Source organism: Halomonas sp. HL-93, from assembly GCF_900086985.1.
Taxonomy (GTDB): Bacteria; Pseudomonadota; Gammaproteobacteria; order Pseudomonadales; family Halomonadaceae; genus Vreelandella.
In genome coordinates, this window is sequence record NZ_LT593974.1 from 117,250 (window position 1) to 143,315 (window position 26,066).

Genomic DNA, 26,066 nt, shown 5'->3' on the forward strand with positions numbered 1-26,066 from the left:
GCTTACGGCAGCCGGGCACGGATCGCACGTTCGATGCCCTCGGCATCCAGGCCGCAGTCGTGGAGCAGCTCGGCGGGCGTGCCGTGTTCCACAAACTCATCGGGTAGGCCGAGGTTAAGCACTTCGATTTGAACGCCTTCGGCATGCAGCAGTTCATTCACGGCGCTGCCGGCCCCACCGGCGATAACGTTTTCTTCTAGCGTGACCAGCAGTTCGTGCTCGTCGGCGGCGTGGAGCACAGCATCACGATCCAGCGGCTTGATGGAGCGCATATTGATGTGGGTGGCATCAAGCGTCTCGGCGACCGCGGCAGCGGCACTGTTAACACTGCCAAACGCCAATAGCGCGATGCGAACGCCGTCGCCTGAAGCTTCACGGCGTACCTCGGCTTGGCCAATCGGTAGCGCGTCCAGGTGCTCGGGAATCGCCACGCCGGGGCCGGTTCCGCGGGGGTAGCGCACGGCCGCTGGGCCTTTGTGGTGGTAAGCGGCGCTCAACATTGCTCGGCACTCGGCTTCGTCGGCCGGGGCCAGAATCACCATGCCCGGTACGCAGCGTAAAAAAGAAAGATCCATGCTGCCGTGGTGGGTGGGGCCGTCTTCGCCTACTAGCCCCGCGCGATCAATAGCAAAGGTGACGTCCAGCGCCTGCACGGCGACGTCATGAATCAGTTGGTCGTAGCCGCGCTGTAGAAAGGTGGAGTAAATCGCCACCACGGGCTTCATCCCTTCGCAGGCCATGCCCGCCGCCAGCGTCACCGCGTGCTGCTCGGCAATCGCGACATCGAAATAGCGTTCTGGATATTCCTTGGAGAAGCGAATCAGGTCGGAGCCTTCGCGCATCGCCGGGGTAATTCCCATCAGGCGAGCATCCGCAGCGGCCATATCGCACAGCCAGTCGCCGAACACGTTGCAGTATTTTTTCTTGGCCACGGTTTTGGCCGTATGGTTCGGGGCTACGGGCGCGGCAGTGGGTTTTTGATGCACTGGCGCGCTGGGTTTTTCCAGCTTGGTGATGGCGTGGTAGCCAATCTGGTCGGCTTCGGCGGGCAAAAAGCCCTTGCCCTTGACGGTTTTGATATGCAGAAACTGCGGGCCGTCCAGGTCGCGCAGGTTGTCTAGCGTCTCGGTGAGCGCGTCAAGATCATGACCGTCGATGGGGCCGACATAGTGAAACCCCATCTCTTCAAATAGCGTGGCAGGGCTGACCATGCCTTTCATGTGCTCTTCAGTGCGCCGCGCTAATTCCAGGGCGCCAGGCAGGTGGGAAAGCACCTTTTTGCCTTCTTCACGCATCTTTAAATAGGGCTTGCTGGAGAGCACACGGGCCAAGTAGGTCGCCATGCCGCCAACGTTTTCGGAAATCGACATTTCGTTGTCGTTGAGGATGACCAGCAGTTTGGCATCCACGTGGCCCGCGTGGGCGAGGGCTTCAAACGCCATGCCCGCGCTGAGTGCGCCGTCACCGATAATCGCACACACGCGGCGTGGCACTTTCTGTGCCTGGGCGGCCAGCGCCATGCCCAACGCCGCTGAAATAGAGGTGCTGGAGTGGCCCACGCCGAAGGTGTCGTAGCCAGACTCGGCGCGGCGTGGAAAAGCCGCAAGGCCGCCATGTTGGCGAATGCTCAGCATGGCGTCCCGCCGCCCGGTGAGAATTTTGTGCGGGTACGCTTGGTGGCCGACGTCCCAGACTAAACGGTCTTCGGGTGTGTCGAACGCGTGGTGCAGCGCTACGCTCAGCTCAACCACGCCCAGGCCTGCGCCAAAATGGCCGCCGGAAACGCCCACGCTGTAAAGCAGGTAGGCGCGCAGCTCATCCGCTAGTTGGGCAAGTTGCTTAGCGTTCATGGCCCGCAGGGCAGCGGGGTGATCAAAGGTGTCGAGCAGCGGCGTCGCCGGGCGCTCGCGGGGTATTTCGTCGAACAGCTTCATGGGCATGTTTTCATGGACATTGTTTAGTGGTCGCGCTCGATCATGTAGTGGGCAAGATCGGCCAGTGGTGCGGCATGCTCACCCAGCGGGGCGAGGGCGGCAATGGCCTCGTCAATTAGAGTATGAGCTTTGCGCTGTGCACCCGCTAACCCCAGCAGGCTGGGGTAAGTGGGCTTGGCGCGGGCGGCATCAGCGCCCGATGTCTTGCCGAGCGTGACGGTGTCACCGGTCACGTCGAGGATATCGTCATGAATCTGGAAGGCTAGTCCAATGGCGCGGGCGTAGCGAATCAGCGCCTGTAAACGCGGGTCGTGCTCATCAACAGCGATCAGGCCGCCCAGGCGCACGGCGGCGACGATCAGCGCGCCGGTTTTGTGGGCATGCATATGCTCCATGGCCTCAACATTAGGATGATCGCCGACGGCGGCTAAATCCAACGCTTGACCCGCGACCATGCCGTCGCGCCCAGAGGCGCTGGCAAGCGTGGTCACTAAACTGCCCAGCCGTGGGTGCGCCGTGCGTGCCAATACTTCAAACGCCAGTGCCTGAAGCGCGTCGCCTGCTAATATCGCAGTAGCTTCATCAAACGCTTTGTGGACCGTTGGCTGGCCGCGGCGCAGGTCGTCATCGTCCATGGCAGGCAAGTCGTCGTGGATCAGTGAATAGGCATGGATCAACTCAATAGCGGCAGCGGGTGCGTCGAGATCGTCGTCATGGGCGCCCAGCGCCCGGCCAGCCAGATACACCAGTAACGGGCGCAGGCGTTTGCCACCCACCAGCAAGCCATGGCGCATGGCGGCTTCTAGCCGTGGCTCAGTGGCCGGGCGCGTATCAAACAGCGCATTCAAGGTGGCATCAACGCGGGTGTTGCTGGTGTTATGCTGTTGGGCCAGCCGAACGCCGGGGGGCGCTACCATGGGGGCGTCTCCTTGCTGTCGTCAGGGTCTTCCGTGGGCACCTCGGGGCCTGCAAAAGGGGTTACATCCAAGCGGCCTTCACTATCTTCGCTAAGGGCGCGTACTTTTAGCTCGGCACTGTCCAGGCGTTGCTGGGCGTCGCGGGTCAGGCGTACACCTTGCTCAAAGGCGGTCAGCGCGTCTTCCAATGAGAGTTCGCCAGACTCCAGGCGTTCCACGATCGTTTCAAGCTGCTCAACCGTGGCGGCAAAATCTTGTGCAGGGGGTGTGGTGTCGCTCATTGGGCAATGCCTACCGTTTTCCTGACGCCCTAAAACCGGGCAGCGTATGTGCTTACAAATGCGGTCTTCAAAAATAAGCCCACAGTATACACCGAGGCTAGGGGGTGGCGTCTGCCCTCATGGAGCTTCCCAACGTTCAACTTGTGTCGCGTTCATCTTGACAACGCACACTTTTCATCTCGCCAGCCCAGCGTGAGTGCAGGCGGATGTGCTACCATATTGGCCTTCCGCGAACCGTTACACGGCGCATGCCGCCGACCATAGAGGTTGATTCAGCCATGGCCAAAACGTCCCTGGACAAGAGCAAGATCAAGATCCTGCTACTCGAGGGCGTCCACCAAAGCGCGGTGGACAATTTTCACAACGCAGGTTACGAGAATATTGAGCATCTGCCTACATCGCTTGATGAAGCATCGCTGATCGAGAAGATCAGCGATGTTCACTTCATCGGTATCCGCTCGCGTACTCAACTGAGCGAGCGCGTATTTGAAGCGGCAGAAAAGCTGGTGGGCGTTGGCTGTTTCTGCATCGGTACCAATCAGGTCGACCTCAATGCGGCCCTCAAGCGCGGCATTGCCGTATTCAATGCGCCCTATTCAAATACCCGCTCGGTGGCCGAGTTAGTGCTTGCCGAAGCGATTATGCTGCTGCGCGGTATTCCGGAGAAAAACGCCCGCGCCCATCAGGGCGGTTGGCTGAAATCGGCGAAAAATTCCCACGAGGCGCGCGGCAAAACGCTGGGTATCGTGGGCTATGGCAGCATCGGCGCGCAACTTTCCGTGCTGGCCGAGTCGCTGGGCTTTAACGTCATTTATTACGATGTGATCGCCAAGCTGGGCATGGGCAACGCCAACCAGGTGGCCAACCTTGAAGAGCTACTGGGGCGCTCGGATGTGATCAGCCTGCACGTACCTGACCTGCCCTCTACACGCTGGATGATTGGCGCGAAAGAAATCGCCGCGATGAAGCCCGGGGCGATATTAATCAATGCCTCGCGAGGTAGCGTGGTGGAAATTGAGCCGTTGGCTGAGTCCATCAAAGCAGGCAGTCTCAACGGCGCTGCGATTGATGTCTTCCCGGTAGAGCCAAAAGGCAATGACGAAGAGTTCGAAAGCCCGCTACGCGGATTGGATAACGTCATCCTGACGCCGCATATCGGGGGCTCAACCCTGGAGGCCCAGGAAAATATCGGCATTGAAGTGTCAGAAAAACTGATCACTTACTCCGATAACGGCACCACGGTCACTTCGGTCAACTTCCCCGAAGTGGCGCTGCCCGCGCACCCGGACAAGCACCGCCTGCTGCACATTCACGACAACGTGCCGGGCGTGCTGTCGCAGATCAACCGGGTTCTGTCTGAAAATGGCATCAACATCTCCGGTCAGTATCTGCAGACCAACGAGAAAGTCGGCTATGTGGTCATTGATGTGGATAAAGCCTACGGCCCTCAGGCGCTGGAAGCATTGAAACAGGTGGAGCATACGCTGAAGATTCGTGCCCTTTATTCGGCGCAGAATAGCTAAAACTTAGCGTCAGCGGTACAAAACGGCCCCTCATTGTAGGGGCCGTTTTAGTCTGCTTTTCTTCAGAGCATTGATGACGCTTGCCAGAAAGCCGTGGTGGCCGCTGCCAAAGTGCTGCACGCTTTAGGGAATCTCACGCCGATACAGTGAATAACCAGCCACCCGCCAACGCTCGCCCGTGCGGGTGTCGTAGTAGCCTCCCTGAGCGCTACGGCCTTCATCCTCTATACGCCAGTCAGCACCGCCATCGTAGCTAACCGCAGTCACATCATTGCCCAACAGACTGCCTTCGTTCACACCATCAAACAACAAACCTTCTTCCGGCGTGATATAGAGGGCATAGCCCACCAGATCACTATCGAACTCGTGCAGCTCAGTGAGTTGATCGCCATTCCAGTGCCAGATCGAAGTAGGGTGATGTATCAACTGCTCCTTGGGCATCAGCGACATGGGGCGTCCTTTGCGGGCGAGAATATAGACCTCTCCTTGCTCATTCGCGGCAATATCGTTAACACCGTAATCGCCGATGGCGACCTCAAAGCGTGGTTCGGTTTCTCCCCACGGCAGTGAGTAGATAACGCTTTCGCCTCGGGCTTGATCGAAGAACGCCATACGCAGCACGTTATCCTGGCCAAGGGCAACTAAATCGAAACGCTGCCGTTCATTTTCCGGATCACGCGCTTCCGCTGGTACAGGGATTTCCTCCCAGTGCTCCCCGCCATCCTCGGTGCGCCAAATGTGGGGGCCCCAGCCAATCAGATAGCCCCGCTGGGCATCGAGAAACCGAAATGTCGAAATATTTTGATCTTCGGGCCAGCGTAACTTCTCCCAGGACTCGCCCTGGTCGGTAGATTTAAAAAGTTGGGTCGCCTGAGGGTGGTAACGCTCACCTGCAGGCTTATTAGCAGTACGGTCTGACCAGCCTGTCGCTAGATATAAGGTATTCCAATCTGGAGACAGCCACCAATCTGCCTGCTGAGCAGGTTCTTCAAAGCGTCGTTCAACACCTTTTTCTAGAGAGCCACTGAGAATACGTACCGTACGACGGTTGATTATTTCTGCGGGGCTGTACATCCAGCGCTCACTGTACTCAAGCTTAACATTCTCGTTTACTTCTTCATCTGTTCTATGCTTGAAAGTAGTTTCAGGGTTCGTGAGTTTCATTGACAAAATTTGCTCATTACGCATCCGAAAATCCCCTGGCCCGTAAGGGGTGTCCTCTTTCATAAAGTCGTTACTAACACGCTCCCACTCCGTGCCATGGATGAAGGCCCAGTAGACAAATAGCACGCTCCCTAATAGGAAGCCATAGCGCTTTTTCATTTAAGGAATTTCGCGGCGGTAGAGCGAATAACCAGCCACCCGCCAACGTTCGCCTGTGCGGGTGTCGTAGTAGCCCCCCTGAGCGCTGCGACCTTCATCCTCTATACGCCAGTCAGCACCACCATCGTAGCTAACCGCAGTCACATCATTGCCCAACAGACTGCCTTCGTTCACGCCATCAAATAACAAACCTTCTTCCGGCGTGATATAGAGGGCATAGCCCACCAGATCACTGTCGAACTCGTGCAGTTCTGCCAATTGATCGCCATTCCAGTGCCAGATAGATGTAGGGTGATGTATCAACTGCTCTTTGGGCATCAGCGACATGGGGCGTCCTTTGCGGGCGAGAATATAGACCTCACCTTGCTCATTCGCGGCAATATCATTTACACCGTAATCGCCGATGGCGACCTCAAAGCGTGGTTCGGTTTCTCCCCACGGCAGTGAGTAGATAACGCTTTCGCCTCGGGCTTGATCGAAGAACGCCATACGCAGCACGTTATCCTGACCGAGGGCGACTAAATCGAAACGCTGCCGTTCATCTTCCGGATCACGTGCTTCCGCAGGCACAGGGATTTCCTCCCAGTGCTCACCGCCATCCTCGGTGCGCCAAATGTGGGGGCCCCAGCCAATCAGGTAGCCCCGCTGGGCATCGAGAAACCGAAATGTTGAAATATTTTGGTCTTCGGGCCAGCGTAACTTCTCCCAGGACTCGCCCTGGTCGGTAGATTTAAAGAGTTGGGTGAGCTGCGGCGTGTAGCGCTCGCCCGGAGCAGGATCCATGTGATAGTCCATCCATCCCGTCGCGAGATAGAGGGTATCCCAATCAGGGGAGAGCCACCAGTCGGCCTGCTGAGCAGGCTCTTCAAAGCGCCGTTCAACCCCTTCCTCAAGCGAGCCACTAAGGATGCGTACTGTGCGGCGGTTGGCACGCTCAGCGGGACTGGCCATCCAGTGCTCACTGTACTCAAGCTTAACATTCGCGTTCACTTCTTCATCTGTTCTATGCTTGAAAGTAGTTTCAGGATTCGTGAGTTTCATTGACAATATCTGCTCACCACTCATTCGAAAATCCCCCGGCCCGTAAGGGGTGTCTTCCTTCATAAAGTTGTTACTGATGCGCTCCCACATGCCCCCACTCCCTATCACGTATCCTGCTATCAAAATGACCAATGTTGCTGCTGCCCACTGATATCGGCGCATAGTGGCTCCTAGCGTGTATGATTCATCAGCCGCGAGCGCCTGCTCCACAGCGCTGAGACCTTCATTTACCGCCCGCCCAGCCTTGAGCAACGCGCACCCAGCAACTGGCGGTGTCGTTGGGTTCGGCGTAGCAGTCCCAGGGGAACTGGACTTTCACCCGGCCGTGTTCGTCGCAGTGAATCTCTTCGCCTTCCGGGCCGACCACAAAGGCGACCTGTGGGCCATCGACGCGGGGTTTGGGGTTGGGCGTGGCCCGCCAGTGGGCATCGCCGTGGATCCGCATGACCTGGTTGTGGTAGCGGGTCATCCCGTTGGCATCCCCCTGGGTGATACCGTCCTCTTCCAGCGCCTGGGGTTGCTCGCCGATGTGGTTCACTTCAATGGCCTGCCAGTCGCGGTTGAGACTGTCGGTGTCGTGGTCGGTCAGACTAAAGCGCAGGCCGGTGCTACTGCCCACAAAGTGATAGCGCTCCTCCCGGCCCAGACTGTCGGTGACCAGGGTGTGATCCACATGATAGGTATAAGAGCGCGACAGCCCACCGGCTTCCTGCTGGCCCACCACCGGGCCATCCGGCGCGTGGCGATCCCAGGTGTAGTGGGCTTCCATGCCGCCGGGTACCCGGTGGGCTGTGAGCATATGCGCTTGCCACTCAAACTCGCGCACCACCTCGCCGTGGCGGTGGCGCACCGCAATCAAATCCCCCACCGGGCTATAGGAGTAGCGCACCAGCCAACAGTGCTGATCGTCATCTTTATATTGGTTAATAATCATTTGCAGTGCAGAAGCTCTATACAATACGCATGACTAATGCGCTACTCCAATACGCCGTATGACCGGAAATACGGCCAAAATACAAATAACCATCGACTATCGTTGTAATAGAGGGTATACCTTCGCCCCTATGACATAGCGTCATCTTATTTCCCCAGTATCACGGTCAATGACGAGACAGCTAGCGCTCTTCTTCTGCGAATGTGAAGGGACAATATCCAGGTTGCGATTATTGGTTGAATCCGGAATTAATATGGTCACATATAGTAATCGAGCACCATGGAAGTCAGTGCAGAAAAGTAAAGATTGATGAAAATCATTACTTTCCAAAATCCATCATCCTTTGGTACTCCCATAACCTGTGGATATAAAAATAATATTAACATCCATACGGCAAAGTATTCTCTATACAGCAGTAAACTAACCCATAAGAAAGCGCAAAAAAAACAAAAAGATATTAATGCTTTTACAGGTGTTTTAATTCCCATGAAACATTGCCTCAAGAGCTCGGTAGACAACTTCTTCGTTTTCCACATGAGGATTTTTTTTTGATTAGATCCTCTACCGCTTCGGACACATCACCATATAAAGCGGTAGGGCCCAAGCGGGTAAGTGTTCCCATGAAAGCTCTTCCAGCCATGAATCCTTCGCCGCAGTAATCCTTTACTCTGGAATTTGCCTCTTCGCGCACAAAGTCATTCGAAGCATAGAGCCTAGCTGCCTCATCAATTGTATTACCCTCTATTGTTACTCGCCTCATCTCTTCTCTACCTAGCAGCCCCACATTTCTAGATAGAGTTCTGAGGAAATTAACATTTCCTCCTATAACAGATGCAGCTCCCTGCCCAAAGCCAATCAAATGATTACTACTGACGCTACAGCTCTTAGTTGCTGATTCGGCCTGTTCCGCAGATCTGGAAATGAGACTTGACTGTGAATAAGGGCCGCCGCCTAGCCCATAAGGCCCACCACTCAACCCTAGCGGGTCCACCATCCCCGTCGGATTCGTCACATAGCTATACAAATTCGTGCCACCATTGAGCCCAATCGGATCCTGGCTGATATACCGCCCCTGCTGCGGGTCATAATAGCGGTGGCGGTTGTAGTAAAGCCCGCTCTCTTCGTCTTGCCATTGGCCCTGCGACATCACCCCCTGATTGAGTAGCGCTACACTTTAGAGTCCGATCCTATGGGTAAGGAGATTGGACATGAAGAAGCGTTTCAGCGAAGAACAGATCATTGGTTTCCTGGGCGAAGCCGAAGCGGGGCTGCCCATCAAAGAGCTATGCCGTCGGCACGGTTTCTCAGAAGCCAGTTACTATCTATGGCGGAGCAAGTTTGGCGGCATGAGCGTCCCCGATGCCAAGCGACTCAAAGAACTCGAAGCCGAAAATGGACGCTTGAAAAAGCTGCTCGCAGAGTCGCTACTGGAAATGGAGGTCACTCGCGAGGCGCTGAGAAAAAAGTGGTGAGCGCCCCGGCACGCCGAGACGTGGTGCGCTTTATGGTGTCACGTGGCCTGAGTGAGCGCAGAGCGCTCCGTGTCATTCGTATGAGTGCCAGTGCATTGCGCTACCAGCCGGCCCCTGACCGCAATGAGACATTGCGTGAACGCATTGTTGCCTTGGCACACCGGCATCGCCGCTATGGCGCTGGCATGATCTACCTGAAGCTGCGTCAGGCCGGAGAACCGGTCAATCACAAGCGTGTTGAGCGTCTGTATGCGGAAGCTCGCTTGCAGGTGAAGCGTCGCAAGCGCAAGAAGGTTCCCATGTCTGAGCGAAAGCCACTTGGTCGCCCTGGGGCTGCCAATCAGGTCTGGTCAATGGATTTTGTGTTTGACCGGACGGCAGACGGACGAGTGATAAAGAGCCTCACGGTTGTCGATGACGCCACCCATGAAGCCGTGGCGATCGTGCCTGAACGTGCCATTAGCGGACTGTTTTTAACACGTATTCTGGATCACCTGGCCCTACAACGTGGCCTACCGAGCGCCATTCGTACGGATAATGGAAAGGAGTTCTGTGGGCGCGCCATGCTGTCATGGGCGCATCTACGTGGCGTTGCCCTGTTTTTAATCGAACCTGGAAAACCCAACCAAAACGCCTACATCGAATCGTTCAATGGGCGCTTTCGAGATGAATGCCTAAATGAGCATTGGTTCACCAGCCTTCAACACGCCCAGGCTGTCATCGAGGCATGGCGGCGGGAGTACAACGAAGAAAGACCGAAGAAGAGTCTTGGAGGGCTGACACCGTCAGCCTATGCCGAGCAACTGGTGGTAAAACACGATAAAGTTATTTCTGACTCTAAACCCGGGTGCTACTGAAGATGGGGTGACGTCGAATCTCTTCGCCTTCCGGGCCGACCACAAAGGCGACCTGGGGGCCATCGACGCGGGGTTTGGGGTTGGGCGTGGCGCGCCAGCGGGCATCGCCGGGAATCAGCGTGACCTGGTTGTGATAACGGGTCATACCGTCTTCTTCCTGCGCCTGGGGTTGCTCGCCGATGTGGTTCACTTCAATGGCCTGCCAGTCGTGGTTGAGGCTGTCGGCGTCGTGGTCGGTCAGACTAAAGCGCAGGCCGGGGGCCACTGCCAACAAAGTGGTAGCGCTCCTCCCGGCCAAGTATGTTTAACCCAGGCATGTGATTAACTTTTCATTACTGATCCTTTTTTTTGTAAGAAAAATTAGAGTGGCAATCCCTAAAGCTACTAATAAAATAGAGTAAATTTTTCTCAGGCTTTCATCATTTAATACCCCCCCCCCTCCCTATTTCTCCAGTGAAAAAAACATTTATACCAGCAGCTATTGACAGCACTCCAAGAAGCAAAAAACCAAAATTAATTTTTTTAGCCTTTCTTAATAGTTTTTCTTGATATTTTTTCATCTCAAAACCTCTTTGGGGCTTGTGAAGAAGTCTATTAAAAAACCGCCAGCACCATAAAAGTCCGGCGTAGGGCTAGTTCCTCCCACAGCGCTATCAATGAAGTCTAAAGCCGCGCCTTGTACACCTGGATTCGCTACTCCAACAGCCGCCCCCGGCGAGACGGTCGCAACACTGCACAGAGCACGCAGGCTAAGTTGGTTGGCGCCTGCGGCGGAAGCACTACTTGCCCCAGGTGCGGCGGCACCTACCATGGGGGCTCCCAACGCGGCTGAAGCTGCAGGCAGCGTGATGTTGTTACGTGATGCGCCCTGGAATTCTAGCGCTTCTGCGTATTGTGGATCTTTCGCAAAGGCTGACGTGCTGGATGGGAATAATGCACCAATACCGGGACGGTAATCCCCGCCTGTCAAGTGCTGCCCCGCAGGCTTTGGTGTAGGTGCTGGCCTATTAGCACCTTGTGCTTCCCGTGCAGCTACACCAAATGGCTCTAAATGATGCATATTTGCCCCAAACAACCCCAGCGGATCCAGCATCCCCGTCGGATTGGTGACGTAGCCATACAAATTCGTGCCGCCATTGAGGCCAATCGGGTCCTGACTAATGTACCTACCTTGCTGCGGGTCGTAGTAACGGTGGCGGTTGTAGTAGAGGCCGCTCTCTTCGTCATGCCATTGGCCCTGGAAGCGGATGGGTTGGGTGACGTTGCGCATAGCGCGCTGGTTTTTGACGGCTGCCCAGTCGTCGGGTTCGGCGAGCCAACGGGATTGGCCGTTGGGGGTAACCAGTTGCATCGGTGTGCCCAGGGCGTCGGTGATGTAGGCGCTGACTAATGGGCCCTGTTGGGTGTCATCGATACGCAGCATGGGCACAAAACTGCCCGGCTCGTAGACGACGGTGGTGCGCTGGTCGTCCGTTTCTTCCCGAACGATTCGATCACCGTCCCAGCCGTAGTGGGTGGTGGCCGTGGTGCCGTTAGGGTGGCGCACGGTTTTGCTGATGCGGCGGCCTAGGCCATCGGAGCGGTAAGTTGCTTCGCGGGTAGCCCCTAGCTCGCTGGTGTGGGTCAGGTGCACTAGGCGATTGGCGCCGTCGTAGCTCAGGGTTAAACGTTCGCCGTTGGGCTGTTGGCGTTCGATCAGGTTACCAGCACCGTCGTAGCGGTAGCGGGTACCGTTGAGCTGAGAGAGGCGGTTATCCGGTAGCGCCTGCTGATTGTCTTGCTGCTCTAACCGATTACCCGCCGCGTCCACGCTGTAGCGGTGGGCATGATCGCCGTGCTGGCTGCCGATCAAGCGCCCGGCGGCGTCGTAGCGATAGGCGATCACTTTTTCTGCTGGATCATCTTGCAGGCTGCGGAAACTCATCTGGCCCAGGGCGTCGTATTGATAGGATTGCTGACTGGTGGTGTCCGGGCTGCGCAGGGTGAGGTGATCCAACTGGCTGAGGTTGGTATACCCTCGTTCCAGCATTAATGGCTGATGGTACGCATTGGCACCGGTGCTGAGGCGGCGTTGGGTCTCCCGATGCAGGGCATCGGGTTCCAGGGCGATCTCAAGATCCAGGCCGGGGGCGTTCATACCGTGCAGGTGGCCGCTGCTGACGATATACCGAAGTTTTATGTAAGTCATGCCGAAAGGTGCTTACTGGTACGCTACCGCCAAGGAAAACAGAACATGCCTCCTTTGGTGGGTGATGAATAGGCGCAACATCCATGTTGCGTTTTTTTATTACTCCCTTTTTCAGCCTATCAATAGGCATAAAAGAATAGAGCAGGAAGTAAGAGCCAGATAAACAACGCAAAGCCAAGTCTAGGTATGGCTTTAAGAAATGATGGCCTAGTTATAAAAAAAAACTTATACAGCGGCGAAAAGCTAAAAAAACCAATTATAAAAAAAAACAATTGAATTAATCCGGGAAGCTTAATAATGGCTAGAAAATAAAGGACATACAATGGAAGCATTACCACGCCTTCCACCAGCCTTATTCTCCAAATATCCGAACTTACTTGTTTAATCATTTAATTTTCACCCGGGACACACGTCCCCGCTTCAAAGTGTCTATCCGAAAGCCCATCACCATCAAGATCATAGTATCTGGATTGCTTGACACTAATATCGCTGATATTAATCATCCCCCCCACAAAAACAAAGAAAGGGTGAACTTTCGAAACCGCAGCAGTAGCAGGGTCAATCTTGGAAAGTCCACCAGTAACTTTGCCCCAGACCTTATTTAACCCCCAGTTCCCTATCTTTTCTAAATTTGATCTAGGCGCAGGCGGAAAGCGAGAATAAGGATTGCCGGTACGCCTTATTGGCCGACTAGATTGATCGCCTGGACGACGTCCTTGGCGACCAGATCGATCAATATCCCCTGGGCGATCAAACAACCCCAACGGATCCACCATCTCTGTCGGATTGGTCACATACTCATACAAGTTCGTACCACCGCTGAGCCCAATCGGATCCTGACTAATATACCGCCCCTGCTGCGGGTCATAATAGCGGTGGCGGTTGTAGTAAAGCCCGCTTTCTTCATCGTGCCACTGGCCTTGGAAGCGGATCGGTTGGGTAACGTTGCGCACGGCGCGTTGGTTTTTGACGGCTGCCCAGTCGTCGGGTTCGGCGAGCCAGCGGGATTGGCCGTTGGGGGTGACCAGCTGCATCGGGGTGCCCAGGGCGTCGGTGATATAGGCGCTGAGTACTTGGCCTTGCTGTGTGTCGTCGATACGCAGCAGGGGCACAAAACTGCCTGGCTCGTAGACGACGGTGGTGCGCTGGTCGTCCGTTTCTTCCCGTACGATTCGATCACCGTCCCAGCCGTAGTGGGTAGTGGCGGAGGTGCCGTTGGTGTGGCGCACGGTTTTGCTGATGCGTCTTCCCAGGCCGTCGTAGCGGTAGGTGGCTTCGCGGGTCGCTCCCAGCTCGCTGGCGTGGATCAGGTGCACTAGGCGATTGGCGCCGTCATAGCCCAGTGTTAGGCGTTCGCCATTGGGCTGTTGGCGTTCGATCAGGTTGCCGGCGCCGTCGTAGCGATAGCGCGCCCCTTTGAGTTGGGTGAGGCGGTTATCCGTCAGTCCTTGCTGCTTGTCTACACCCTGCTCTAACCGGTTACCCGCCGCATCCACGCTGTAGCGGTGGGCATGATCGCCGTGCTGGCTGCCGATCAAGCGCCCGGCGGCGTCGTAACTGTAGGCGATGACTTTTTCTGCCGGATCGCCTTGCAGGCTGCGGAAACTCATCCGGCCCAGAGCGTCGTACTGGTAGTCCTGCTGGCTGGTGCTGTCCGGGCTGCGCAAGGTGAGGTGATCCAACTGGCCCAGTTCTGTGTAGCCTCGCTCCAGCACCAGCGGCTGATTGTGCGCATTGGCGCTGGTGCTGAGGCGGCGTTGGGTCTCCCGGTGCAGGGCGTCGGGTTCCAGGGCGATCTCAAGATCCAGGCCGGGGGCGCTTAGGCCGTGTAGGTGGCCGCTGCCGTAGGTGTGCCAGTTGAGTGCCGGGAGGTCGCCGAACTGGCTGGCCTGGGGCGCACCTGTCGCCGTCAGGCTATGCTGGAGTTGCCACTGCCAGCCGCTAACGGCATGCCGCTGCTGTTCGCCGATTAAGCGCTGGGCGCGGTCGTAGCTAAAGGCCACTTCGCCATTATCGTTGGTGACGCTAAGTAACTGACCATTCCTTCCCCACTGATACTGCTCCGTGCTGGCCGGGGCGTGCTCCGTGGCGGGCAGGTGTCGGGCGGTGAGGCGACCGGCTGCGTCATAGTCGTAACGGGTGACCAGCGGTTGGTCGTCGGGGCCTGTGCGGTTGGCTTCGATACGTTCGATCAGTCGCCCGGCATCATCGTAGCGGTACTGCTGCTCGCGGCCATCGGGGCCGGTCTCGCTGGCAAGGCGATCCATCTCGTCATAGGCAAAGCGGTAGACCGCGCCGTTGCCTAGGGTCAGTTCGCTGAGACGGCCAATGTCGTCGTAAGCGGTAAACTGCTGGCTGCCGTCGGCCTCAATGCGCTGCACCGGTCGGCCGTAGTCATCAAAGAAGAACTGCTGCCGAAAGCCTTGGGGGCCTTCCAACTCTACCAAGCGCCCCAGGGTATCCACATGGTGGTGCCAGTAGAGCCCGTCGGGGAGCTGGGTGGCGATGCGCCGACCCATCTCGTTGTGTTGGGTGAGGGTGGTCTCGTTCAACGCATTGGTGACGCTGGCCAAATAGCCGTTTCGGTCGTAGGCGTACTCGGTACGCTGCTGAGAACAGTCGATCTGGGCGGTGACCTGGCCCAGGGCATTCCACTCGCGCTGGTGGGTGGCCCCGCCCGCATCGGTGAGGGTCGTGGGGCGGTCGGGCAAATCGGCATTGTCGTATGCGAAGGCGGTGGTGCCTTCGGGCCCAGTGACGTCCAGCGGATGGCCGAGCTCGTTACGCTTAATCTGCCAGCGCTGCTCCTCCGGCCCTTCGATACTGATCGGCTGGCCCAGGACATCCCGCTCCATGGCCCAGCGCGCACCATCCGGGTCGATCTGAGCGATTACCTGCCCGTACTCATCCCGCTCGATCAGCGTCTCGTGGCCCATCGGATCCACGGTGGCGACTTTATGCCCGGCGCGGTCATAGCGGAACTCGATCCGCGAACCGTCGGCGCGGGTGTGCGCCGTCCAGCGGCGGCCGGGGCCGCTGCCGAAAAAGTGGTAGCGCTCCTCCCGGCCCAGGCTGTCGGTGACCAGGGTGTGATCCACATGATAGGTATAAGAGCGCGACAACCCACCGGCTTCCTGCTGGCCCACAACGCGGCCATCCGGCGCGTGGCGATCCCAGGTGTAGTGGGCTTCCATGCCACCGGGTACCCGGTGGGCGGTGAGCATATGGTCTTGCCACTCAAACTCGCGCACCACTTCACCGTGGCGGTGGCGCACCGCAATCAAATCCCCCACCGGGCTATAGGAGTAGCGCACCAGCCACTCGTCCGCCAGCTCACCGTCGTGTTCCTGCACCAGCTTGACGCCGGTTAAACGTTGGCCGGTATCGCCCTGCATGGCGGGTAACAGGCCATCGTAGACCAGCTGATAGTGGCGCTGGGCGCTGTCGATTACCCGCATCAGCAGATCACGTTCCCAGCGGTACTGGGTGGTATAGCCATTGCGGTCGCGCTCTTCGATTAAGGGCCAGCGGGCGCTATCGTCTGAAGAACTATCGGCTGGGGCAGCAAACACATAGTAAAGCCCGCTGGTATCGCTGAGCACGATACGCTCAGGGTCACTACGTAGCGCCTCATCCAGGGCTTGCCAGCGAGGCGCGTGACTCTCTTCATCGGTTGAGTCGCCCCCACGGCGGATCCATAGCTGCTCGGTGGGCGAAAAGCGCGCCTGGCCGGGGGCCAGTGCGCCAAAGGTAATTTGACGGCCCTGGGCATCGTGGACGATACAGGCATCGTCCTTCAGGGTAATGGCCAGTGATTCGCCTGGGAGCGACCAGCCCTGACCCAGGACGCCTACCTCGCCGTTACTGGAGAGATAGCCACGGCTAAACACAAACGGCCGTGGGGCCGGTAGCGCAAAGTCCGTCTCTGCGGGCAGCAGTTTGGCGCCCAACAGCGGGTTGACAGGGCTACCCACCGCCGGTTGGCAGGCGCTGCAGTTGTCGGCCAGGCCATCGAGAATGGCGGAGTCTTCCAAATCCAGCAGATTACCAATCGAGGAAAGCAGGGTTGAGTCATTGGGCTTAAGCGTTATCTTTTCGCTCGCTTCAGGCGTCGCGGCTCCCGGTAGCAACGCTGCCGCTGCTGCTTGCCCACTGCCATTACCAGAGCTACCCCCAGAGTTGATCTTGACCTGGGCACCAACGATGGTAATGCCACTAGGATCAAGTTTGACGAAGCTTCCCCCGGCCTTGAGGGTGATTTCGGCCCCGGCATCAATCACCGTTTTGCCGCCTGATTTTTGATGCACTTCCCGTCCTGCTTCCAGCAGGTGCGCGCGGCCGATCTTCTCGTGGCGGGAGCCGTCGATTATCAGGTGGTCGTCGCCGTCTACCTTCGTATGGCGGTGGTTATGCACCGTGTGGTGATCGTCGTTATCGATCTCGCTGATGCGGTCGTTGTGCACCTTGAGGTGGCTGTCGCGGCGGATTTCTTCAGTGCGGTCGTTGAGCGTGAGCAGTTCCAGGTCTTTCTGGGCATGGAGCCAAATCTGCTCTTCACCGGCTTCGTCTTCAAAGCGCAGTTCGTTGAAGCCCTCGGCCTTGTGGCTTTGGGTGCGTAGTACCGTGCGGGTCTTGTTTTCCGGCAGCGGGTAGGGCGCGGTATTCACCGCGTGATAAGTACGCCCGGTGACCAGCGGCTGATCGGGGTCGCCTTCCAGAAACGAGACGATGACTTCGTGGCCAATACGCGGAATGGCGATGCTGCCGTAGCCGCCGCCCGCCCAGCCTTGGGCGACCCGCACCCAGCAGCTTGCCGTTTCATTCGGCTCGGCATAGCGGTCCCAGGGAAACTGGACCTTGACCCGGCCGTGTTCGTCGCAGTGAATCTCTTCGCCGTCGGGGCCGACCACAAAGGCGACCTGGGGGCCATCGACGCGGGGCTTGGGGGTGGGCGTGGCGCGCCAGGGGGCATCGCCTGGAATCAGCGTGACCTGGTTGTGATAACGGGTCATGCCGGCACTGTCTGATTGGCTCTCTTTAAGGACTATGCCGTCCTCTTCCAGCGCCTGGGGTTGCTCGCCGACGTGATTCACTTCAATCGCCTGCCAGTCGCGGTTGAGGCTGTCGGTGTCGTGGTCGGTCAGCGTGAAACGCAGGCCGGGGGCCAGTTCGGGCAGGTCGCTTTCTGCACTGGCAGTGATGGCTTCGCGACGCAGCTGTTCCAGGCGGATGCGGGTAAAGGGCTCACCGGAGGCGTCCTGCTTATAGCGGCCAGGGTAGTCGTAGTGTTCGTAGTCAGTATTTTGACCATGCTGCTCAACGTCGCGGCCCAGATGGTCATGCAACTGCGCGTAGGCGGGATTTTTAAAGCTGTAGTCTTTCAGCGTGGCAGACGAACTCGCCACTCGGGCGGTATGGCTAAGCTTACGCACATGGCGCATGGGGGCGGTGCCCCCGGCGCGGCTGTGGTAGCTGCGCTCGCCTAGGCTAGTGAGTAGCTGTGGGTCGTCGGCAAAGATCAGCCGATGGGCGCCGCCGTCGCGTGCTTCAAATTCATGGAAATAAAACAGGCCCTCTTCGGCGGCCAGACGCTCGATGAAGGCGAGGTCGGTCTCGCGGTACTGCACGCAGTACTCGCGTTCGGGGAGCTCACGGGTGACGGCAAAGGCCACGTCGCGGATGCCGCGCTCGTCGCACAGGGTATTGATGATGGTGAGCGGGTCGGCCTTCTGGAAAATCCGCGAGTTGTGGCGCAGGGAAAGCCGCCACAGTGCCGGGCGTAACACCAGCGAGTAGAAGGTGCGCCGGTGACCACGGTCGCCGCGGCCAAACTCGCTAACAATGCCGTGCACCCGGCGCAGCGGTTCGCCGTCCTGCCAGATGGTCAGGGTGGCTTCACGATCCAGCAGCTCAGCCGCGTCCAGGCTGCCGTCGCGGCTGGCCAGGTTCAGCGCCAGCTCAAAAGGTTGGGAGAGCGCTTCGCGGTGGGTGAAGTCGATCACCGCGATGTCGTCCACCCCAGGTAGCGTTAGTGTGAATTGCAGACCTGTCTTATCCGCCCCCATCCTGTCAGACATAATCCCGCTCCCTGGATCGTCAACTGCTAATAAAAACGATCAGAGTAGCGAGCCAGAAGCTAAGCACAACCCTTTGAGGGCAAGTCACAGCGATCTCTTACATGCGTAAGAAATAGCTTACAAGCGCTTGAGATAAAGCTGACACACGGATACCTGGCACCGCCATACGAAAAACTGAATCCAATCCAGCGCCTTTTAGACCTCAGGCCAGATCAAACAGCAACACTTCCCCCGTTGCCTTACCCGTCAGGTTAATCGTCTCTTCCGGCGTAAACGCCGCGGCGTCGCCCGCATTGAGGAGTTCGCCGTTGACCTCTACCGTGCCTTTCACCACGTGCAGCCAAGCATAACGTGTGGTCGGCATGTCTGGCTGTTCGCCCGCGTTAATCAAGGCGCTGTAAAGGTTAACGTCCTGGTTAACACTCACCGAACCCGCCTGGCCATTCTGCGAAGCCACCAAGCGCCATTGGCCCTGGCGCTCGGCTGGCGGAAAGGCTTTTTGCTCGTAGCTGGGCGCAATACCGCGCACAGCGGGCTCGATCCAGATTTGCAGAAAGTGCAGGCCGTTTTCCTTGGAGTGATTGAACTCGCTGTGCAGCACGCCAGTCCCCGCTGACATGCGCTGTACATCACCCGGGCGCATGACCTCGCCGTTGCCCATATTGTCCTGATGGGCCATTTCACCTTCCAACACGTAGGAGATGATCTCCATATCACGGTGCGGGTGGGCGCCAAAACCGTGGCCTGGGGACACGCGGTCTTCGTTGATCACCCGCAGCGCCCGAAAGCCCATGTGGTTAGGGTCCATGTAATTGGCAAACGAAAATGTATGGTAGGAACGCAGCCAGCCATGGTCGGCGTAGCCCCGTTCCTCTGAACGACGGATATTCATTGTAAGCTCCAAAATATAAAGCAGGATGGCATCTAATATACGCCTGCTCGCCCAGGGTGTGGGGTGAAGGTTTCTCAATGATCACATCGAATAAATCGACGTATTGAGGTCGCCCTTGAGCGGCGCGCGCTTTGCGCCAGAGTTTTTGCTAGAATGCGCGCGTTAATTCACCTGGTCCGCCTTTTACGGGGGCGACTACCTGGAGATCGTTATGTCAGCACCTACCTCACCGCCGCGTATTGTGGTCGCGGCGCTGTATAAGTTTGTCACCCTGAATGACTTTGAAGCGCTGCGTGAGCCGCTGCACCAAACCATGCTGGACAACGGCGTGAAAGGCACACTGTTGCTCGCCAAAGAAGGCATTAACGGCACGGTGGCCGGCACCCGAGAGGGCATTGATGCGCTGCTCACCTGGTTGACCGCCGACCCTCGCTTTAGCGATATCGACCACAAAGAGTCGTTCTGCGATGAGCCGCCGTTCTACCGCACCAAGGTGAAGCTGAAAAAAGAGATCGTCACCCTGGGCGTTGCTGACATTGACCCCAACGACACCGTGGGCACCTACGTCGAGCCGGAGCACTGGAACGATATTATTGCCGACCCGGAAGTGCTGGTGATCGATACGCGCAATGATTACGAAGTGGAGATCGGCAGCTTTGAGGGGGCGGTTGACCCTAAAACCACTACCTTCCGCGAATTTCCCGAGTACGTGCGCGAGCATTACAACCCGGAAAAGCATAAAAAAGTCGCCATGTTCTGCACCGGCGGCATCCGCTGTGAAAAAGCCTCCAGCTTTATGCTCAAGGAAGGCTTTGACGAGGTCTACCACCTTAAAGGCGGCGTGCTGAACTACCTGGAAAAAGTCCCCGAAGAACAGTCGCTGTGGCGCGGCGAGTGCTTTGTGTTCGATAACCGGGTGACCGTTCGCCATGATTTAAGCGAAGGCGAATTCGAGCAGTGCCACGCCTGCCGTCGGCCGATTTCAGTTGAGGATATGCAGTCGTCTGCCTACGAGCCCGGCATTAGCTGCCCTCACTGCATCGACTCGCTGCCCGAGAAAACCCGCGCCGCGGCCCGTGAGCGTCAGCGCCAGATTGACTTAGCCAAAGCCCGCGGCGAGCCCCATCCGCTGGGCCGTGATATGCGTAAAGCCTCGTCCAGTTAGCGTCTTAGTGACGGATGCGCCGGGGTGGAATGCATTTCCGTAAACGCGACAGCGGCCAGGTTGGCACGTTATCCTTATGCTCTGTACGCCTTTGAGAGAGGTGCCTTCACGAGAGCTTTTCAGGAGAGAGCCAGGTGAGTGACGTAAAGCGCAGGACCGTTGGCCGGCCGGCCACTACGGCGAAAGCTGGCGGTGGGCATAGTCAGTCGTTGGTGCGTGGTTTAAATCTGTTGGAATACCTAGCCAGCAGCCCCGAAGGCTTGGCGCTATCCGCACTGGCGGAAATGGCCGATCTAGCCCCTTCCACGACCCACCGCTTGCTGCAGGCGCTGCAAAGCCAGGGTTTTGTCAGCCAGGAAAACGAGCAGGGCCTGTGGCGTATCGATGTGAAAACATTTCGCATCGGCAATAGCTTTCTTGAGGCCCGCGACGTGGTCGCCACCAGTCGCCCGTTTTTGCGTCGCTTGACGGCTGAAACTGGTGAAACCGCCAATCTGGGGATTCGCGATGCCGATACAGCGGTGTTTCTTGCCCAGCACGAATCGCCGCAGATGATGCGCATGATTACTCGGCTCGGCTCCCGAGCACCCTTGCACGCCTCAGGCGTCGGCAAAGCCCTGTTGGCGTGGATGCCCGATGATGACCGTGATCAGCTGTTGGCACGGGGCGAGCTTGTCCGAGTAACCGAAAATACCCTCTACAAGCCCGACTCTATACTGAACGAGATACAGCGTATCCGCGGCCAAGGCTTCGCCTGTGACCGGGAAGAGCATGCCATTGGCCTGCACTGCGTGGCCGCCTGCGTCAATGACGAACATGGCATGCCACTGGCGGCCATTTCGGTTTCCGGCCCCGTGGCGCGGATTCCCGAGTCACGGCTGTTGGAGCTGGGCGCGCTGGTTCGCCGCGTGGCGGATGAGATTACCCTACAGCTGGGCGGGCAGCTCACCTCGCCCTGATGGTTAGCCTGTTTTGGGTGGCCTTGTTAAGCGCTACCCTTCTACCCGGTGGGTCGGAGGTCTGGCTCGCGCGGCAGTGGTGCCTGGACCAGCCCGCCCTCGCGTTGTGGTTCGTCGCCACCGCCGGGAACACGCTGGGTAGCCTGGTCAATGTGGCGTTAGGCCGCTATGCGCGTCGTTTCCAGGATCGTCGCTGGTTTCCTGCTTCTCCCTCGCAGCTTGCTCGCGCTGAACGTTGGTATCACCGTGCTGGCGAGGCCAGCCTTCTACTCTCCTGGCTGCCGATTATCGGTGACCCGCTGACCGTGATGGCCGGGGTGCTGCGCCTTGCCTGGTGGCGTGCGCTGATGTGGATTCTGATCGCGAAGGGCGCACGCTACGCGCTGATACTCAGTTTGGCGCAGTCGTGGCTGGGGCCTTACTGCTAGGCCGCATAGGCACACCCTATTGCCTTGCATACTGTCTCACTGCCGTTGCGATAAGCAACGGCGTGTATAAAGTTGTTATATAACAACGCGGCCCTATCCTCTTTTCGCTCCTCGTCATGTTAGGCTTAGCAACTTGTACAATGCTTACATGTCGAGACGTGTTAATTGTTGTTTGCATAAATAAGCGCAGTCGTTTGATTGATGAGACGACTCACCATCAAAGGGAGACTTCGGTGTGACGCCACTACGTTTACTACCCTGGCTCGGCGTTTGGCTGATAACGCTGGTTGCAATGATTGCAACACCTGCGTTTGCGCAAAGCGGCGCGGACAGTGACAACGGCGACGCTGCACAGGCGACTGAGCCGCAAACTTATGAATCCCTGGCGGACTTGCTGGAGGATGAGCAGGGGCGCCAGGAGCTCATTGATTTGCTGCGCAGCCAAGCCGCGGAGCTTTCCGAATCTGACTCGGAAGCTGCTGAAGAAGCCGCACAAGGCAGTGATATCGCCCCTGAAGACGTGTCGCTGCCTCGCCAGTTGGCGGAGCTTACCAGCAGCGTTGTCAGTGATGTGGGTAGTCAGTTTGAGCAAATAGTGTCGTTGGTAAGTAGCCTTTTTGTCGGTGGCGGAGAAAGCACTTTTGACATGGCGGCTTTCACAAGCGCCGCGATTAATCTGGGCATCGTGATTGCCGCTACCTTTGCGATGTTTGTCGTGTTCCGTCGGTTGGCGAAACCGCTATTCACCAAGATCAGCGGCTGGTCGCGGGAGGGCTCAGGCCTGACCCCTGTACTGCGCCTGATTGGTTGTGTGGCAGTTGCCGCGGTGATTGATGTATTGCTGGTGGCCCTTGCTTACGTGGGTGGTAACCTCATAGCGACCTTTGCGGTCGGCGAAACGGGTGATCTGTCGACGAGAGCCTCACTGTTTCTCAATGCCTTTTTAATTATCGAACTGCTGAAAGCCGCCGTGCGGATGCTATTTTCCTCGCGCTACGAGGGATTGCGTCTACTGCCAATCTCAGCTCGGGAAGCCTCGTACTGGAACCGTTGGCTGGCCCGCCTGATCGGCATGGTCGGCTACGGGCTAATGGTGGTGGTGCCGCTAGTCAACTTTTACTTGTCTGCATCGCTCGGTCAGGCACTCGGCACTTTGATCATGCTGTTCGCGTTTATTTATGCCGTGGTGGTGGTGCTGAAAAATCGTGTACGGCTACGCGATAACTTGAACGCCGTGGGTGCGCGCTCAACACTGACGGCAAGCCGGGTTTCGTTTCAACTGTTTGCCCGCACCTGGCACCTGTTCGCGCTGTTCTATTTCCTAATGGTCTTTGTGCTGACGCTGGTTCGCCCTGGTGACGCACTGCCGTTCGTGCTGTTCGCCACGCTGAAAACACTGGCGGCGGTGGTCGTAGGACTGCTGGTCTCGGCGTTTATCACCCAAACTATTGGTCGGCGAATTCAGCTATCGCCCGATATGCGCCGCAAACTGCCGCTGTTGGAGAAACGCCTTAATAGCTACGTGCCCAACGCGCTGCGTATTCTGCGCACAGTGATCGTAGTGGCGGTGATCATGGTGGTGCTGGATGCCTGGGGAGCCTTTGATTTAGCCGCCTGGTATGCCTCCGAAGCGGGAGCGGGTCTGGTAGGTAAATTAACCAGCGTCGCTATTATCCTTATCGTCGCTATCGGCGCATGGTTGGGGTTGGCCAGCTTGATCGAGCACAAGCTCAACCCGGATACCGGGATAGGCGAACCGACCGCTCGGGCTAAAACACTGCTGAGCCTATTCCGCAATGCGCTGGCCATCGCCATGGTGACGATTACCGGGATGATCGTGTTGTCGGAAATCGGCATCAACATCGGCCCGCTAATTGCCGGTGCCGGTGTGCTGGGTCTGGCGATTGGTTTTGGCGCGCAAAAGCTGGTGCAGGATGTGATTACCGGCGTATTCATACAGATAGAAAATGCCATGAATACCGGCGATGTGGTGACCGTAGGCGGAGTGACCGGTACCGCTGAAAAACTTAGCATTCGTTCGGTGGGCATTCGAGACTTAAACGGTACCTTTCATATCGTGCCGTTCTCGAGTGTCGATACAGTGTCCAACTACATGCGTGAGTTTGGCAACCACGTGGGCGAGTACGGTATTGCCTACCGTGAAAGCATCGACGAAGCCATCGAGCAGCTTAAGGTCGCCTTCGAGGATCTTAAGGCCAGCGAGGAGCACAGCCATAAGTTGCTGGAAGACCTCACCGTTGCCGGGGTTATCGCACTTGCCGATAACTCGGTCAACATCCGCGTGGTGATCAAAACGACGCCGGGTGACCAGTGGGCTGTTGGGCGTGCCTACAACCGCTTGGTTAAGCTGCGCTTTGATGAGGCCGGTATCGAAATACCGTTCCCGCATACGACTCTCTACTTCGGTGAAAACAAGGATGGCAGTGCGCCACCCGCCAACGTGCGCGTGATCGATTCCACCGCCGAACAAAAAGACGCCGAACCCACGCCCAAGAAAGATACCGGCGTGCAACAGAAGGCTGCGTCCTCGCAAGATGTACAGCAAACATCGGATGCGGATCATCTCAAACCCGACCACAGCGATGTTGATGACCCCGACGCGCCTGATGGGCGCTAGGGAATAGCGCAATAAAAAAAGGGGCTGCCTTCAGGGCGGCCCCTTTGCGTTAGTCGCAGCGTGACCGCATTAACCGGGATAGTTTTCCGAATGGCGGCCTTCCAGGTTGATCGACTCGCCGCCGTCGACAAACAGGATTTGCCCTGCAACAAAATCGTTGTTGAGCAGATAATGCAATGCCTGCACCAAATGGTCGGGGTCGCCTTGTTGCCTAACTGGAATGCCATCGATCCGCCAATCAATATAGTCGCTGGTGCGCTGAGAAGCAGGCAATACCACGCCAGGCGCAATACCATTCACGCGGATACGTGGGGCAAACTCCAACGCTGCCATGCGGGTCATCTCCGCGAGGCTTTTTTTGGACAGCAAATAGGCCGCGTAGGGGTATTGGTGGTAGGCGACCTTGTTATCGATGATGTTGATTACCTGACCCTTGTCGACCGCATTGGCAAAGTGTCGAGTTAACAGCAGAGGGGTAAACAGATTCACCCTGAACTGGGTTTCCAGCATGGCCAAGTCAGTCTCGGCCAGTGGCGCGGGCGTATAGGCGGACGCACTGTTGAGCAAGACACTTAGCTGAGGGAATCGCTGCGTGGCCTGCTCAATCAGTTGCGCTACGTCGTCGCGCATGAAATCGCAGGCAAATAGTTCGCAGGCTCGTCCTTTTGCGCGGATGCCTTCGGCCACTTCCTCCGCTTCATCGCGGGAGCGATTGACGTGCAGCGCGATATCGTAGCCTGCCGCGGCCAGCGATTCGGCAAAATGACGCCCCAGACGAGTGGCGCCGCCGGTGACCAATGCTGCCGGTGTGCTCATTGAACGATCCTCATCGTGATAGGTTGGCTAGACTTAACGACTGTCTGCGTGAGGGCAGCGTTTGTCAATAAATTGTACAGCACTTGCACAAACGTTGGAGGGCGCTAGGCTGGAGCTACCTGGGTGCTTCGTACAAGGATGACTAGCTATGTCTCTGCCACGTTTATATGCCCCGCTCGACACCACGCTTCACGAATGCGTTATCTCGCTGGGTTCGAACATTGATCCCGAGCGCCATGCAACGGAAGCGCTGGATATACTCTGCCAGGAATGCGAGCTATTGGGCCGCTCTCGAGAGATCATCACCACGCCGGTCGGCTACCAACAGCAGCCAAACTTTCTCAATGCGGCCTTACTGGTGCGCACGCGCTTATCGATGAGTGACTTTCGCGCTTACCTTAAAAGCGTGGAAGACCGGCTGGGGCGTGTACGAGGCCCGATTAAATCGGGGCCGCGCACCATGGATCTCGATATTGTCGCCTGGGATGGTGAGCTGGTGGATGAGGGATACCTTCACCATGACTACGTACGGGTACCCGTTGACGAGTTACTTTTGGCGGCCAAACGTAAAAAAAACCTTTGTTAAGCTAACGCTGGTCGCTTGACGGCCGATAACTCGTA

The 26,066-nt window shown here is 57.4% G+C and carries 19 protein-coding genes and 3 pseudogenes; 8 read left to right on the forward strand and 14 right to left on the reverse strand.

Features of this window, described 5'->3' with window-relative positions:
• Positions 1 to 2: 2 nt before the first annotated feature.
• Genes dxs through GA0071314_RS00575 form a run of 3 tightly spaced genes read right to left on the reverse strand, consistent with a single transcriptional unit; the run spans position 3 to position 3,132 of the window.
• Complete coding sequence (gene dxs / locus GA0071314_RS00565; RefSeq protein WP_074394827.1) at positions 3 to 1,940, reverse strand: 1-deoxy-D-xylulose-5-phosphate synthase; 1,938 nt, start codon at positions 1,938 to 1,940, stop codon at positions 3 to 5.
• Positions 1,941 to 1,957: 17 nt separating this feature from the next.
• Entirely contained in the window at positions 1,958 to 2,851 is an 894-nt protein-coding gene (gene ispA, locus GA0071314_RS00570) for a (2E,6E)-farnesyl diphosphate synthase (RefSeq protein WP_074394828.1), read from the reverse strand.
• Positions 2,845 to 3,132 (reverse strand): exodeoxyribonuclease VII small subunit, encoded by a 288-nt coding sequence (locus tag GA0071314_RS00575; RefSeq protein ID WP_074394829.1) that lies wholly within the window; start codon positions 3,130 to 3,132, stop codon positions 2,845 to 2,847. The genes ispA and GA0071314_RS00575 overlap by 7 nt, the downstream gene beginning before the upstream one ends.
• 278 nt (positions 3,133 to 3,410) lie before the next feature.
• Here GA0071314_RS00575 and serA point away from each other — a divergent pair, with 278 nt between their 5' ends.
• Positions 3,411 to 4,655: a phosphoglycerate dehydrogenase gene (gene serA, locus GA0071314_RS00580; protein WP_074398366.1), complete on the forward strand. Its 1,245-nt coding sequence runs from the start codon at positions 3,411 to 3,413 to the stop codon at positions 4,653 to 4,655.
• A gap of 123 nt (positions 4,656 to 4,778) precedes the next feature.
• Here the strand turns inward: serA and GA0071314_RS00585 are convergent, their stop codons facing one another.
• The 4 genes from GA0071314_RS00585 to GA0071314_RS00600 form a co-directional block, all read right to left on the reverse strand.
• Positions 4,779 to 5,819: a WD40/YVTN/BNR-like repeat-containing protein gene (locus GA0071314_RS00585; protein ID WP_156524083.1), complete on the reverse strand. Its 1,041-nt coding sequence runs from the start codon at positions 5,817 to 5,819 to the stop codon at positions 4,779 to 4,781.
• 159 nt (positions 5,820 to 5,978) lie between these two features.
• Positions 5,979 to 7,109, reverse strand: coding sequence for a WD40/YVTN/BNR-like repeat-containing protein (locus tag GA0071314_RS00590; protein ID WP_074394831.1), 1,131 nt, complete (start codon positions 7,107 to 7,109; stop codon positions 5,979 to 5,981).
• 133 nt (positions 7,110 to 7,242) lie between these two features.
• Positions 7,243 to 7,953 carry a hypothetical protein gene (locus tag GA0071314_RS19950; protein WP_074394832.1) on the reverse strand — a complete coding sequence of 237 codons (711 nt, stop codon included), beginning with the start codon at positions 7,951 to 7,953 and terminating at the stop codon, positions 7,243 to 7,245.
• A gap of 499 nt (positions 7,954 to 8,452) precedes the next feature.
• Complete coding sequence (locus tag GA0071314_RS00600) at positions 8,453 to 9,100, reverse strand: RHS repeat-associated core domain-containing protein (RefSeq protein ID WP_074394833.1); 648 nt, start codon at positions 9,098 to 9,100, stop codon at positions 8,453 to 8,455.
• Positions 9,101 to 9,161: 61 nt separating this feature from the next.
• Here GA0071314_RS00600 and GA0071314_RS19705 point away from each other — a divergent pair.
• Both GA0071314_RS19705 and GA0071314_RS00605 read left to right on the forward strand, forming a co-directional pair.
• A pseudogene (locus tag GA0071314_RS19705) lies at positions 9,162 to 9,311 on the forward strand (transposase); the annotation flags it as partial.
• Complete coding sequence (locus GA0071314_RS00605) at positions 9,278 to 10,282, forward strand: IS3 family transposase (protein WP_231896491.1); 1,005 nt, start codon at positions 9,278 to 9,280, stop codon at positions 10,280 to 10,282. The pseudogene GA0071314_RS19705 and the gene GA0071314_RS00605, both read left to right, overlap by 34 nt.
• A gap of 16 nt (positions 10,283 to 10,298) precedes the next feature.
• On the opposite strand, the pseudogene GA0071314_RS00610 reads toward GA0071314_RS00605, so the two are convergent.
• The 6 genes and pseudogenes from GA0071314_RS00610 to GA0071314_RS00655 all read right to left on the reverse strand — a co-directional run.
• Positions 10,299 to 10,550 (reverse strand): annotated as a pseudogene (locus GA0071314_RS00610) (type VI secretion system tip protein VgrG); the annotation flags it as partial.
• Positions 10,551 to 10,701: 151 nt separating this feature from the next.
• The gene (locus tag GA0071314_RS19425) at positions 10,702 to 10,842 is read right to left on the reverse strand and encodes a hypothetical protein (protein WP_156524084.1); all 141 of its coding nucleotides are present in this window, start codon (positions 10,840 to 10,842) and stop codon (positions 10,702 to 10,704) included.
• Complete coding sequence (locus tag GA0071314_RS00615; RefSeq protein ID WP_074394836.1) at positions 10,839 to 12,470, reverse strand: RHS repeat-associated core domain-containing protein; 1,632 nt, start codon at positions 12,468 to 12,470, stop codon at positions 10,839 to 10,841. The genes GA0071314_RS19425 and GA0071314_RS00615 overlap by 4 nt, the downstream gene beginning before the upstream one ends.
• Before the next feature lie 389 nt (positions 12,471 to 12,859).
• A complete protein-coding gene (locus GA0071314_RS19710) occupies positions 12,860 to 16,444 on the reverse strand; it encodes an RHS repeat-associated core domain-containing protein (protein WP_231896570.1) in 3,585 nt (1,194 codons plus the stop codon).
• A 114-nt stretch (positions 16,445 to 16,558) separates the two neighbouring features.
• Positions 16,559 to 18,535: pseudogene (locus GA0071314_RS19715) on the reverse strand (type VI secretion system Vgr family protein); the annotation flags it as partial.
• Between the two features lie 214 nt (positions 18,536 to 18,749).
• Positions 18,750 to 19,439, reverse strand: a complete 690-nt coding sequence (locus GA0071314_RS00655; protein ID WP_074394838.1) for a pirin family protein — start codon at positions 19,437 to 19,439, stop codon at positions 18,750 to 18,752.
• A 211-nt stretch (positions 19,440 to 19,650) separates the two neighbouring features.
• On the opposite strand from GA0071314_RS00655, the gene trhO reads away from it, so the two are divergent.
• The 4 genes from trhO to ybiO all read left to right on the forward strand — a co-directional run bounded on the left by trhO (position 19,651) and on the right by ybiO (position 24,629).
• A complete protein-coding gene (trhO, locus tag GA0071314_RS00660; RefSeq protein WP_074394839.1) occupies positions 19,651 to 20,604 on the forward strand; it encodes an oxygen-dependent tRNA uridine(34) hydroxylase TrhO in 954 nt (317 codons plus the stop codon).
• A 134-nt stretch (positions 20,605 to 20,738) separates the two neighbouring features.
• Positions 20,739 to 21,563 carry an IclR family transcriptional regulator domain-containing protein gene (locus GA0071314_RS00665; protein ID WP_074394840.1) on the forward strand — a complete coding sequence of 275 codons (825 nt, stop codon included), beginning with the start codon at positions 20,739 to 20,741 and terminating at the stop codon, positions 21,561 to 21,563.
• On the forward strand, positions 21,563 to 21,991 hold the full coding sequence (locus tag GA0071314_RS00670; protein WP_074394841.1) for a YqaA family protein: 429 nt from the start codon (positions 21,563 to 21,565) through the stop codon (positions 21,989 to 21,991). Before GA0071314_RS00665 ends, GA0071314_RS00670 begins: the two co-directional genes overlap by 1 nt.
• Before the next feature lie 235 nt (positions 21,992 to 22,226).
• Complete coding sequence (ybiO, locus tag GA0071314_RS00675; RefSeq protein WP_074394842.1) at positions 22,227 to 24,629, forward strand: mechanosensitive channel protein; 2,403 nt, start codon at positions 22,227 to 22,229, stop codon at positions 24,627 to 24,629.
• A 69-nt stretch (positions 24,630 to 24,698) separates the two neighbouring features.
• On the opposite strand, the gene GA0071314_RS00680 is transcribed toward ybiO, so the two are convergent.
• Positions 24,699 to 25,445: an SDR family NAD(P)-dependent oxidoreductase gene (locus GA0071314_RS00680; RefSeq protein WP_074394843.1), complete on the reverse strand. Its 747-nt coding sequence runs from the start codon at positions 25,443 to 25,445 to the stop codon at positions 24,699 to 24,701.
• 148 nt (positions 25,446 to 25,593) lie between these two features.
• Between GA0071314_RS00680 and folK the strand changes: the two genes are divergently transcribed.
• On the forward strand, positions 25,594 to 26,031 hold the full coding sequence (gene folK, locus GA0071314_RS00685) for a 2-amino-4-hydroxy-6-hydroxymethyldihydropteridine diphosphokinase (RefSeq protein ID WP_074394844.1): 438 nt from the start codon (positions 25,594 to 25,596) through the stop codon (positions 26,029 to 26,031).
• The last annotated feature ends 35 nt before the right edge of the window (positions 26,032 to 26,066 follow it).

Excerpts from the sequence above, each read along its gene's own strand:
- GA0071314_RS00600 (WP_074394833.1), bottom strand. The coding sequence starts at position 9,100 with ATGTCGCAGGGCCAATGGCAAGACGAAGAGAGCGGGCTTTACTACAAC.
- dxs (WP_074394827.1), bottom strand. The coding sequence starts at position 1,940 with ATGCCCATGAAGCTGTTCGACGAAATACCCCGCGAGCGCCCGGCGACG.
- GA0071314_RS00590 (WP_074394831.1), bottom strand. The coding sequence starts at position 7,109 with ATGTGGGAGCGCATCAGTAACAACTTTATGAAGGAAGACACCCCTTAC.
- folK (WP_074394844.1), top strand. The coding sequence starts at position 25,594 with ATGTCTCTGCCACGTTTATATGCCCCGCTCGACACCACGCTTCACGAA.
- GA0071314_RS00670 (WP_074394841.1), top strand. The coding sequence starts at position 21,563 with ATGGTTAGCCTGTTTTGGGTGGCCTTGTTAAGCGCTACCCTTCTACCC.
- GA0071314_RS00680 (WP_074394843.1), bottom strand. The coding sequence starts at position 25,445 with ATGAGCACACCGGCAGCATTGGTCACCGGCGGCGCCACTCGTCTGGGG.
- GA0071314_RS19425 (WP_156524084.1), bottom strand. The coding sequence starts at position 10,842 with ATGAAAAAATATCAAGAAAAACTATTAAGAAAGGCTAAAAAAATTAAT.
- serA (WP_074398366.1), top strand. The coding sequence starts at position 3,411 with ATGGCCAAAACGTCCCTGGACAAGAGCAAGATCAAGATCCTGCTACTC.
- ispA (WP_074394828.1), bottom strand. The coding sequence starts at position 2,851 with ATGGTAGCGCCCCCCGGCGTTCGGCTGGCCCAACAGCATAACACCAGC.
- GA0071314_RS00615 (WP_074394836.1), bottom strand. The coding sequence starts at position 12,470 with ATGACTTACATAAAACTTCGGTATATCGTCAGCAGCGGCCACCTGCAC.
- GA0071314_RS19950 (WP_074394832.1), bottom strand. The coding sequence starts at position 7,953 with ATGATTATTAACCAATATAAAGATGACGATCAGCACTGTTGGCTGGTG.
- GA0071314_RS00575 (WP_074394829.1), bottom strand. The coding sequence starts at position 3,132 with ATGAGCGACACCACACCCCCTGCACAAGATTTTGCCGCCACGGTTGAG.
- GA0071314_RS00585 (WP_156524083.1), bottom strand. The coding sequence starts at position 5,819 with ATGAAACTCACGAACCCTGAAACTACTTTCAAGCATAGAACAGATGAA.
- GA0071314_RS00605 (WP_231896491.1), top strand. The coding sequence starts at position 9,278 with ATGGCGGAGCAAGTTTGGCGGCATGAGCGTCCCCGATGCCAAGCGACT.
- trhO (WP_074394839.1), top strand. The coding sequence starts at position 19,651 with ATGTCAGCACCTACCTCACCGCCGCGTATTGTGGTCGCGGCGCTGTAT.
- GA0071314_RS00655 (WP_074394838.1), bottom strand. The coding sequence starts at position 19,439 with ATGAATATCCGTCGTTCAGAGGAACGGGGCTACGCCGACCATGGCTGG.